The 9,343-nt window shown below is 37.4% G+C and carries 13 protein-coding genes; all 13 read right to left on the reverse strand.

What is annotated here, in order from left to right:
* Positions 1–5: 5 nt before the first annotated feature.
* Positions 6–839 (reverse strand): MIP/aquaporin family protein, encoded by an 834-nt coding sequence (locus FAR12_RS07665; protein WP_126407977.1) that lies wholly within the window; start codon positions 837–839, stop codon positions 6–8.
* Positions 840–1,072: 233 nt separating this feature from the next.
* On the reverse strand, positions 1,073–1,618 hold the full coding sequence (locus FAR12_RS07670; protein ID WP_126407979.1) for a glycerol-3-phosphate responsive antiterminator: 546 nt from the start codon (positions 1,616–1,618) through the stop codon (positions 1,073–1,075).
* A gap of 111 nt (positions 1,619–1,729) precedes the next feature.
* A complete protein-coding gene (dhaM, locus tag FAR12_RS07675) occupies positions 1,730–2,110 on the reverse strand; it encodes a dihydroxyacetone kinase phosphoryl donor subunit DhaM (RefSeq protein WP_126407981.1) in 381 nt (126 codons plus the stop codon).
* Positions 2,111–2,114: 4 nt separating this feature from the next.
* Positions 2,115–2,735, reverse strand: a complete 621-nt coding sequence (dhaL, locus tag FAR12_RS07680; protein WP_126407983.1) for a dihydroxyacetone kinase subunit DhaL — start codon at positions 2,733–2,735, stop codon at positions 2,115–2,117.
* 18 nt (positions 2,736–2,753) lie between these two features.
* Positions 2,754–3,749, reverse strand: a complete 996-nt coding sequence (gene dhaK / locus FAR12_RS07685; RefSeq protein ID WP_126407985.1) for a dihydroxyacetone kinase subunit DhaK — start codon at positions 3,747–3,749, stop codon at positions 2,754–2,756.
* A gap of 296 nt (positions 3,750–4,045) precedes the next feature.
* A complete protein-coding gene (locus tag FAR12_RS07690; protein WP_126407987.1) occupies positions 4,046–4,555 on the reverse strand; it encodes an SRPBCC domain-containing protein in 510 nt (169 codons plus the stop codon).
* A gap of 109 nt (positions 4,556–4,664) precedes the next feature.
* Positions 4,665–5,003: an ArsR/SmtB family transcription factor gene (locus FAR12_RS07695; RefSeq protein ID WP_126407988.1), complete on the reverse strand. Its 339-nt coding sequence runs from the start codon at positions 5,001–5,003 to the stop codon at positions 4,665–4,667.
* 90 nt (positions 5,004–5,093) lie between these two features.
* Positions 5,094–5,495: a nucleoside 2-deoxyribosyltransferase gene (locus tag FAR12_RS07700; RefSeq protein WP_126407990.1), complete on the reverse strand. Its 402-nt coding sequence runs from the start codon at positions 5,493–5,495 to the stop codon at positions 5,094–5,096.
* A gap of 230 nt (positions 5,496–5,725) precedes the next feature.
* Positions 5,726–6,289 carry an HAD hydrolase-like protein gene (locus FAR12_RS07705; protein WP_126407992.1) on the reverse strand — a complete coding sequence of 188 codons (564 nt, stop codon included), beginning with the start codon at positions 6,287–6,289 and terminating at the stop codon, positions 5,726–5,728.
* Between the two features lie 700 nt (positions 6,290–6,989).
* Positions 6,990–7,211, reverse strand: coding sequence for a hypothetical protein (locus FAR12_RS07710; RefSeq protein ID WP_126407994.1), 222 nt, complete (start codon positions 7,209–7,211; stop codon positions 6,990–6,992).
* 20 nt (positions 7,212–7,231) lie between these two features.
* Positions 7,232–7,366 carry a hypothetical protein gene (locus tag FAR12_RS23950; RefSeq protein ID WP_281275647.1) on the reverse strand — a complete coding sequence of 45 codons (135 nt, stop codon included), beginning with the start codon at positions 7,364–7,366 and terminating at the stop codon, positions 7,232–7,234.
* Positions 7,367–7,379: 13 nt separating this feature from the next.
* Positions 7,380–7,862, reverse strand: a complete 483-nt coding sequence (locus FAR12_RS07715; RefSeq protein ID WP_126407996.1) for a DinB family protein — start codon at positions 7,860–7,862, stop codon at positions 7,380–7,382.
* A 108-nt stretch (positions 7,863–7,970) separates the two neighbouring features.
* Positions 7,971–9,086 carry a cysteine desulfurase family protein gene (locus FAR12_RS07720; RefSeq protein ID WP_126407998.1) on the reverse strand — a complete coding sequence of 372 codons (1,116 nt, stop codon included), beginning with the start codon at positions 9,084–9,086 and terminating at the stop codon, positions 7,971–7,973.
* Positions 9,087–9,343 lie beyond the last annotated feature (257 nt).

Genomic DNA, 9,343 nt, shown 5'->3' on the forward strand with positions numbered 1-9,343 from the left:
TTTCATTAAACAGATTTTGAAGCATTATTATTTACTATCGTATTACTCGCCTTTTTCAACTCAATGTTCGCTGCATAGATAAGGATTAACACAACAACAACTGTCCCTACCCAGAACGCTCCAGAAAACTCTTTATTAAATATAGCATGATGGAACAATGCGCCATATACCCCACCAATAATCGGACCGATTACTGGTACCCAAGCATAGCCCCAGTCAGAGCTTCCTTTTCCGGGAATTGGCAAAAGTGCATGTGCAATTCTTGGCCCAAGATCACGAGCTGGATTAATTGCATATCCTGTTGTTCCTCCAAGTGACATCCCGATGGCAATAATCAATAACCCTACTATGACTGGATTTAATCCTTCTGTAAAATCGTTTGCTCCAATAAACATAAGTCCAAGAACAAGTACAAATGTACCGACAAGCTCACTTACAAGGTTCGAAGCTGTACTACGGATTGCAGGATCTGTTGAGAAAACAGCGAGTTTGGTAGGTGCATCCTTTGTTGCTCCCCAATGTGGCAAGTATTGAAAGTATACAATCACTGCCCCTATAAATGCACCAATCATTTGTCCAGCCAAATAACTTGGAACATCCTTCCACGGGAATTCTCCAACTGCCGCAAAACCTAACGTTACTGCCGGGTTTAAATGGGCTCCAGAAATATTACCGACTGCATATACACCCATTGTCACCGCAAGGCCCCAGCCTATCGTAATTAAAACCCAGCCCGCACCTTCTGCTTTCGTGTTTTTTAGAATTGCTCCCCCTACGACACCACCACCAAAAATAATAAGAATCATAGTACCAATAATTTCACCAACAAAAGCTGACATAGTACACACTCCCTTATTCATATTATTTTTAAACTTTAAAGATATTAATCTAGTTGTTTGACGGAGGGGAAGATTTCCATAAAAAAACCACACATACAAACTTACTAACCTCGAAAGGCTGTATCGAATGTCGTGTGGGTCTCCGATTCTCCATCACTTGATTTAACTTGTAACTTTACTTTAAACCCAATTGAAAGCGCTGTCAATATCTATATTTTTAATTTTTGTAAAATTTAGAATTCCCAAAGTTTTCTATTAGAAGTTGTAACTGCTATTGCATTTCCATCCAATGCCCTATTTACATCCTCTTCAGTTCGAATTAATCCTCCCGCAATGACAGGAATTTCAGTTTCTTCATGAATTTCCTTTAAAATACTAGGAATGACACCAGGTAATACTTCTATGTAGTCAGGTCGCACTCTCTTACAAATTTTTAGATTGTGATCCAATGCATGACTATCTAGTGCAAACAGTCTTTGTATTCCTGTAATATTATGCTTCTTGGCCATCGTAATAACATTTGCTTTAGTTGTAACAATTCCGTCCACATGAATATCGTTGACTAAATACTCTAAACCATATTCATCCACTTTCAACCCTTGAACCAAATCCACGTGCAGAAATACATTTTTATGATGATCATGTGCGTGTTTTACTAGGCTTTTAATTTGGGATAATCTAGTTTCTAAAAAAATGATATTTTCATGGTTACTCACTAATACCTTTTCAAAGTCCTTCATATTTCTTATGGCTGGCAGTACACCTTCTAATTTTGTCATCAAATTCTCCTCATACTAAAAGTATATCCATGTATACTTTTGGATTAAAAGAAACAAGAATCCACTTATAGAAATAAATTATTCGTTTTTTAAAGGAAGCTGAAACAATTCCTATGAATCCTTCGTAATTGTCTGTGTCGTTTGTTCAATTTCTTCTAATGATTTGCCAATACTAGATTCCACCGCAGCAACATATGCCCCTTCTAATAATGGTGCATTTACTACTTTAACATTTTCATAACCGTAGAGTTCTATGGCAAGCTCTGCATTCATCTTAGCACTGCCTAAATCATAAAATAAGAGCACACCTTTTTCGCTATATGCTTTAACAATTGCATTGATGATCTTTTGTACACTTGTACCTATCTTATTATCATCTGTTCCTCCAGCGATTTCAATGGGAACATTAAGAACAGCCTGCTGAATAATTTCCTGTATACCTTCTACCACTTTTAAACTATGGGATATGAGAACAATTCCTACATTTGGCATATGATTATTCCTCTTCCGATAAGACTTCAGCTAATGAAGCAAATAAATAGTAAGAGGAAACAGAGCCAGGGTCAAGATGGCCGATTGAACGTTCTTTTAAGTAGGCTGCACGTCCCTTTTTAGCCATCCTTTCTTTTGTAGATTCCATTGCATTCTTTGCTACTTCTTCTAATTCGGAACCTTTTATGACTTCCTTAGCCTTAAGAAGATCAACAACGGGTGTCCATACGTCAACTAGTGTTTTATCATTCAATTGTGCTTTTCCTCTTTGAAGAATACCTTCTAGAGCAGATTCAAGGGCATTTTCTAAAGTCTTCTTATCTATTAGTTCTCTATTTTTTACAACCATAGACATTTTTAAAAAAGCTGTCCCATACAGTGGGCCAGAAGCTCCACCTACTTTAGATATAAGTGTCATCGCAACATCTTTTAACACATCTGAGACAGAAATGTAGGTCGTAGTAGTAGTCTTGTCTATAGCTTCTTGAAAACCACGGGACATATTAATCCCGTGATCTCCATCTCCAATCGCTCGGTCTAGTGAAGTTAAATATTCTTTATTCATTTGAATCTTTTCATTTGTTTTCTCCAGCCAATTTAAAACTTGTTGAACATCTAATTTCATCTCATTTCCTCCTGTTCATTAGCTTAGAAAAGCTGGAGCTTTTGATTCTGCATCAAGTAGTTCCTTTAATTCCTCATCAAGTTTTAGAAGGGTTACAGAGCATCCAGCCATTTCTAGCGAAGTCATATATTCACCGACAAAGGTTTTATGAATGTGGATACCCTTTTCCTTTAAGATTTCGTTTACTTTTCCGTTAACGATATAAAGTTCCATTTCTGGTGTAGAACCGAGTCCATTTACCATAACCGCTACTTCGTCATCACGATTAAGAGCCATATCATCTAAAACCTTTTGTGTTAGCTCAGTGGCGATATCATCCGCAGTTGCAATTGCTTTTCGTTCTGTTCCTGGTTCACCATGAATTCCCATGCCTACTTCCATTTCATTTTCAGCAAGTTCAAAACTTGGCTTTCCCGCAGCAGGAACCGTACACGGACTCAAAGCCATTCCCATTGAACGAACATTCGCGACCACTTTTTCAGCAATGGCCTTTACCTCTTGCAGGGAACCACCAGCCTGTGCCTTTGCACCTGCAATTTTATGAACAAAAATCGTGCCTGCGATTCCACGACGTCCCGTAGTAAAGGAGCTATCTTCTACTGCAACATCATCATTAACGATAACTTGCTCTACTTCAATTCCATCTGCCAGTGCTAATTCTGTTGCCATCTCAAAATTCATGACGTCACCAGTGTAGTTTTTAATAACTAAAAATACACCAGCTCCTCCATTCACTGCTTTAATGGCTTCATAGACTTGGTCAGGCGTCGGTGAAGTAAATACTTCTCCGCATACAGCTGCATCTAACATACCTTGTCCCACATAGCCTGCATGTGCCGGCTCATGTCCACTTCCTCCACCACTAACCAAACCGACTTTTCCAGTTATTGGGGCATCTTTCCGAACAATTACTGTAGTATTCGGAACTTGCTTGAGACTGTTTGGATAAGCAGCCACTAATCCTTTCAGCATATCTTGTACTACTACATTAGGGTCGTTAATAATCTTTTTCATTCATATCCTCTCCTATTGATAACCCCACGCAAAGTTACCATAATTTATGAAAAATAACCCTACCACTACCATTCTATTACAAAGATAATAATCGTAATACTATAAAATTCTAACTTTTCTGAAAGATAATAAAAACTTCAATCCCCTTATACGAAAAATATAAAAAAAGCGTTGTCCCCCTAGAACAACGCACGTATATAACTATTTTTTTTCTTTGGTAAGGAAGCTCCTTCACTACCCTATCTAATAGAAAACAAGCAATCCTTCTATTGCAGGATTGCTTGTTTTGTTCGGCTTTATTTCGTAGATGCTAAATGTTCTTCTAATCGATCCCAAGTTTCTGTGATGCCTTGCTCCATGCCCATATCTAAGACCGTTTTTAGTGCCTCTGAAGAATCGTATTCAGCACGATTAATGAGCTTAGTTTTTCCATCCTGTTCTTCAAATAATAAGGTAACCCGCGTAGAAGGCATCCCCTCTGCTTCATTTCCTTCAGCATCTGAAAAATAATCCCTGTAAACAATTTTCTCGTCTTGTATGATTTCTTCGTATACACCTTTTCCCCAAGATTCCATACCAAAAAAATCGCCCTGATTCTCATCCACACACTTCATACAGTAATGCCAAACTCCACCAGGTCTAAAATCCACGTTGCATACAGGAACAGTCCAACCACGAGGTCCCCACCATTGCTTTAGATGTTCTGGTTCACTGAATGCTTTAAAGACTAGCTCCTTCGGTGCATCAAATTCACGCTCCAAAATAAGTACATTTCCCTCTACTTTTGAAATCATTTTAGTCGACATTTTTCTACCTCCAAAGATTAATTTGAAAAATCTTCTGCGGTTACGTCTAGATGTATTAAAGATTGTTAATAGCTTATCTTATCTAAATCTCCGTATATCCCCAAAGTTTCTATTTAGACTCGTCGTTATTCAATTTCACATCCTTTTTCTTTAAATTTTGGAGATGATTTTCAAGACGGTCATACCTCTCATCCCAGATACTTCGATATGACTCAATCCAGTTGTTAAGCTCTTGGAACGGTTCTGCTCTAAGTTTGTAAATTCTACGATTAGCAATTGCCTCCACTTCAACGATAGCTGCATCACTTAGTACTTTCAGATGTTTAGAAGCTTGAGGTTGATTGAACCCTAATCTTTCGGCAATTTCTCCTACGGAAAGTGGACCCTCACGCAAAAGTTCAACAATTAGCAATCGATTAGGCTCAGCTAGAACATGAAATGTTTTCATGACTTAAATATACTTCAAGAGGAATATTCCTGTCAACGTATATTGTGTAATTTTTCAAAAAAATCATACAAAATTAAAAAACATACTCCTTTACTGAAGTATGTCTGCACTTAAGAGCACTTTTTCCAACAATTCTTCAATCGATCCAAAACACTTCTCCACTTCAGATAAATGGTAAAAGGTACTTGTTGTTTCAAAGTTATCGGCTGAGTTGTCGGGTGTGTATAAGTATATTTTCTTACCATGTCCGAGTTCGATTCCGAATTCAATATGAGTCCCTTTCCCTCCAGGCAATAGAACAATAAGAAAATCTGATTCTAGTACAGCATTTTTTTCTTTTTGCCCAATTTCTCTCAGTTCCTCGAAAGTTTCTACCCTTTCATTCTGTGTCCAATCATATGTATGAATGAATCCCTGTTCTTTTAAGCGTTGGGAAACAAACCGTACCATATCTTTGTTTTGTAAACCTGATGCAATATAAAATTTTTTCACGTTGTCCTCCCTAGTTCTATTGTGCAAAAAAATAGTAATCCCCATTTATCTTTTTAGTGATTCCTGATAGTACACCCATTCTTTCTATGACTAGTGAACCCTCATTGACAATCGGTTCGTTCTTCAATATCAGTTGGATTTTATCTATGTTGTTAAATCCGTCCTTGGAGTAAGCAACTACCGGCTGTTGAATTAAATAAGTTTCATTATTGATGCGAACACCTATAATGTTAACGTCCTATAATTCTAAAAAAATCTGAGTAATTTTGTAAATGATAATCGGCTACTTTACTTTTCCCTTGAAACATACAAGTTGCAATCCCAATTTCTTTGGCAGGGATTAAATCTAATTCTCTATCACCAATAGCGAGGTCAATTCTATGCTTGCTATTCAAATGGATATAGGATGCAGCATGCGGTTTACGGGGAAAGCCATCATCAATTGTAACCATGTCGACAAAGTATTTCTCCCAACCATAGTGCTTTATAATTGCCAAAACGCCATCTCTATTTTTATGGGTCATAATGACATTTTTATTAGCAAATTTTAAAATCTCTTCAACATTCTCAAAAGGTTTCATCTCATGTGGAGCGATCTCGCTCGTTAATTTTCTCATTTCTTTCTCAATATCTTTCGGAATTCCGTAGTGCTCAATCGCATGAGTATAGGAAACTTTCAATTTTTGATAGATTTCCTGTTTATCTACTGTATCTCCTAAGACTTGCGAGAAAATTTTCGTGTACGCAGGGTATGTATCAAATAATGTTCCGTCAAAATCCCAAAGTATGTTCAAGTAAACCACCCTTTTCATTATGTTATTTTCATCTTGCTACATTCTATTATAAAATTGTTACCGAAAACAGTGACCTTGAATAAAGACATACGTGCTAGTATCAATATTCTTTCTCTATCTTCCTATAATTCCATTGAAAAAGAAATAAGTCCTGCTAGCCGTAATTATTTTCTAGACTTTCGATTGCCTTTGTCAAGGTTGTTTTTCTATCAAAAAACATCAATGGGTTCCCTTGAGTAACTGAGATAAGCTATCCGATATTTTGTGCACCATTATGTCGGTTCAAGAATTAAAAAAGCGTCTATCCAATTTGGAAATACGCTACAAAGTTATAAACTGTGGGATCAATATAAAAACAAGTAGTGCCAAACAGACAACTGCATGTCCGTATGCATAGTAAGTTCGTTTACTTTTAAAGTTTTGAACAGAAAAAACTGAGGAAGAAAATATCAGTATAATCGGAACCCAAATTGATAGTTGATTCATATTGAAATTTAGATAACCATATCTGAGAGAGAGAAAACTCATACTCAAAAAGAGAATAAGTGTTACAACTAAAAATACTAGCCCTTCTTTTTTTACTTTTCTTTTCTCAGCCAATTCTTCAACACTCCATTCAAAATAGTATTCAGCTTCTACAGCAATTAACTTTACTTTTTCTGACCTATTTATGAACTAATTTTTTCTGTTCATAGTTATTTTAAGAGAACCATATCCTCGATATTTGTGTAGGATTGATAACTGATTTTAATTTTCCATCAGGATAATATAGTTTGATAGACTCCATTTTATTAAAGTCGAACGATACCTCTTCCAAGTTTTGCATCAGTTTCATTGTTTCAGATTCATCAAGCTTAAATGACAAACTTTGACCTGATAACAGGATCGCTGCTTTTACAGATTCATTTTTTCTAGTAAACACCTAATGCCACTTCCTTATTATTAGCAATTTAGTTTTCGATACAAATCAATCGGTGAATTATCCAAGACCTGAACCTCGATATACCGCTCAGGTCCATATTTCTCCTCACTATTCCAACATCGAGGAAGTCCATATCGTTCTATTGCTTTTGCCATTTCATCAAAAGTTTTAATATTGCGGGTCTTCCTTGGTTGGACCCATAACACCTGGTACCTTTAACCCCGCCTGGCGTAAAAGAACTGTCATTTGTCCACGATGATGTGTATGATGGTCAATCATCGTTCTAAGCAATGCACCACGAGGAGTTAATTTCCCAAAATTCTCGATTTTCTCCACCATTTGTTCATCAGTATAGTTCATTTCTACTTCTTGTTTTACTTCTTCTACAATTTTTCTAAAGGATTCTACGATTACACTTGCTTGTGTTGGCACTATTTTCGCATCGCCTGGTGACTGGATATTTTTTAACCTAACAAGATTGGAAAAAAACTCAACACTCGTCACGATATGCCAACCAAGCCATCCAAGCGTGTTATGCCCTTCTACAATGGCTTGATCTAATTTCTCGTCTGTTAAAGCTTCTAACACTTTCATTGTGCCATTTGTTGAATTTGACCATTCCACAAGAAAATCATTTACAGTTCGATACATTCATCTTCACTCCTAAGCAAATTTTTAAAGTTCCAAATACCAGATAAACTGAATTTCATCCATTATTTTAGCCTGATGTCAATAATCATAGTCTGTTACCATCAAGGTTTAATAAACCCCCTTGATCAAAGCTACAACTCTATCAATCTCTTCCCTTGTTGAATCACGACCAAGACTAAAGCGTATTGCCCCCATCCCGACATTCTCCGCTACGCCCATCTCTTTCAAAACTGGAGAAAGCTCAACACTACCTGCATGGCAAGCGGAACCTGTGGATGCTGCCAAACCAGGAATTGCCGATAAAATCTCTTGACCGACTCTTCCAACAAAGTTCACATTCAAGGTATTTGGCAATCGTTTCTCAGGATGTCCATTTAACACGACTTGGTCTCCAAATTCCTCCTGCAATCTACGCCAAAAATAGTCCGTGTGTTCACGCATATTATTTTTTTCAAGTTGTTCTATTGCAAGTTCACAAGCCTTCCCCAAACCTACAGCAAGTAATGTATTTTCCGTACCTGCACGAAGTCCAAATTCATGACCCGCTCCATGAATTAATGGTTCAAGTTGCACTCCATTTCTCACATACAAAGCACCAATCCCTTTAGGCGCATATAGCTTATGACCAGCAATCGTTAGCATGTCAGCATTCAAATCTTCAACATTCACATCAACCTTGCCGACCGACTGTGACGCATCCGTATGAAAAGCAATTCCATACCTTTTTGCAAGTTCCCCAATTTCCTGAACCGGCTGCATGGTCCCTGTCTCATTATTAGCATGCATTACGGATATCAATATTGTCTCATCCGTAATCGCCTTTTCAATTTCTTCGAAGAGAACTCTACCGTACTCGTCTACTCCAACATACGTTACCATAGCCCCAACTTGTTCAAGAAACTTACATGGATTGATAATGGCTGGATGTTCAATCTTCGAAGTTATGATGTGGTTCCCTTTTTCTCTATTTTTAAAATAGTAGCCTTTTAAAGCCGTATTATTCGCTTCACTTCCACCACTTGTAAAAATGATTTCCTCAGCTGAACAATTAAGCAATTGCGCTACCTGTCTTCTCGCTGCATGTAGTAGATCCTTAACTGGAACTCCTGCCCAATGCAATGCTGAAGGATTCCCATAAAAATCTGTTAATAGTGGTTTCATCACTTCTACTACTTCAGGAGCTAGCGGAGTGCTCGCATTGTAGTCGAAATAGATTTTTTCCATCTGCTCTTCACCCCTCTGTAAAAATGATCCCATTACTCTATTCGACACATGTTATTCCAGTCCTGTTAAATCTAGAATTTTTTCATCAAACTATGCAAATAATCTTCTAACTCATCTACTGACTATACTCACAGCCAGTAAGTATCCGCCCGTAAAACGGGCGGTTTTAATTTCGCCCTATAAGGGCATTTTACCAACGAAGCCCCTAAAGGGGCCCCTTAATTGACCGTCAACCGTTTACTCTCCTACTTATCTTT

This window comes from Bacillus yapensis (assembly GCF_005280205.1).
Taxonomy (GTDB): Bacteria; Bacillota; Bacilli; order Bacillales; family Cytobacillaceae; genus Robertmurraya; species Robertmurraya yapensis.